Source organism: Isoptericola sp. NPDC060257 (genome assembly GCF_042726645.1).
GTDB classification, from domain to species: Bacteria; Actinomycetota; Actinomycetes; order Actinomycetales; family Cellulomonadaceae; genus Isoptericola; species Isoptericola nanjingensis.
This window is the reverse complement of sequence record NZ_JBHXAW010000494.1, coordinates 1-1,429: the sequence shown is the minus strand read 5'-3', so window position 1 is coordinate 1,429 and position 1,429 is coordinate 1. Positions and strand designations below refer to the sequence as shown.

General features: G+C 73.2%; 2 protein-coding genes. Both read right to left on the bottom strand.

From position 1 onward, the window contains the following. The coding region (locus ACFWEK_RS21615) for a phosphoenolpyruvate carboxylase (RefSeq protein WP_430555375.1) at positions 1–405 on the bottom strand (405 nt) is incomplete at its 3' end. Positions 406–532: 127 nt separating this feature from the next. After that, on the bottom strand, positions 533–1,183 hold the full coding sequence (locus tag ACFWEK_RS21610) for a CatA-like O-acetyltransferase (RefSeq protein ID WP_430555374.1): 651 nt from the start codon (positions 1,181–1,183) through the stop codon (positions 533–535). Positions 1,184–1,429: the final 246 nt, after the last annotated feature.

Below are 1,429 nucleotides of genomic sequence, written 5' to 3'. Positions count from 1 at the left end.
GAACTCGATCTCGCCCAGGCGCCGCAGCGCCTCGTCGCGACCGACCTCCTCCGCGAGCTGCGTGAACGCCTGCGGCAGCGAGTCCTCGATGACGACTCCCGACGCGGCGTCGGACTCGCGCGCCCGCAGCACGCGGACGCGGTGGTACTCCTCGGCGAGGTTCGCCAGGTGGAAGTAGCACGTGAAGGCCCGCGCGACCTGCTCGGCGCGCTCCGGCGTGAAGCCGGCCACGACCTCGGCCGCCTCCGCCAGCGTCGCGCCGCCGTCGTCCGCCCCGTAGGCGCGGATCGTCAGGCCGCGCAGACGCTCGACGTCGTCGAGCAGGCTCTGGCCGCCCGCCTCCTTCAGCACGGTGCCGAGCAGCCCGCCCAGCAGGCGGATGTCGTCCCGCAGGGGGTCGGGCATCTCGTGGCGTGCCACCACGCGTTCGATCGAGCCGGTGGATCCCAGGTTCTCGCTCACGGGACTAGAGGGTAAGCCGTCTCGCCGTCCGGGCGTCGAGCCGTCCGGCAGGTGACCCCCGGACTGTGGCTCAGCCCACCCACGACGGGTCGTCGAGGAGCTCCTGCAGCTCGGTGACCAGGCGCGCCGTGTGGAAGCCGTCGGCGGCGGCGTGGTGGACCTGCACGGCCATCGGCAGGAGCACCCGGCCGCCCCGCTCGACGTACCGGCCCAGGGTGACGATCGGGGCGAGGTGGTTCCAGGCGTCGCGGATGTTCAGCGTGAACCCGGTGAACGACGCCCACGGCAGGCTGGACACGTCGAACGCGTTCGGCGGCGGCGTGCCCTGCGGGAAGAACGCCGTCGAGCCCCCGTGCTCGGCCAGCACCGCGGTCGCGGCGTCGTGGAACGCGCCGAAGTCGGCGTCGTAGGGCGCCCAGACGCACGAGAACGTCTCGTGTTCCACGTGGAACACCGTGAACGCCGGGTGCACGACCGGCCAGACGGCGGGCGCGCCGTCCCCGGTGAGGACCATGCGGAACTCGTCGTGCCGGTTCACGACCGTCGCCAGCGCCCACACCTGCGCCACGTACGTGCGGCGCGACGACGCGCGCAGCGTCGCCGCGAACGCTGTCGCGTCCAGCTCCACCGTCATCGCGTACGTGCACGGCGACGCCCGGTAGTGCTCGAAGTGCTGCCGGCGGGGCCAGGTGTCCAGGTCGATCGGGGCGGGTGTCTGCATGCTCCCCAGGGTCGCAGCGAACCCCGGCCCTCGGCAGCGCAATTCTGGTCGCCCCGACCGACGGTGCCGCGTTCGGGACCGAGCGCGCGGTCGCGGTTAAGGTCGTCCCCGGCGGATGGTCCCCACGGGCCGCTCGCACGGCCGGACGACGGACGGAGCGAACGGCAGATGACGAGGGTGTACGCGGTCAGCGACGTGCACGGCTACCGCGACGTCCTGGTGCGTGCCCTGGCCGAGGAGGGGCCC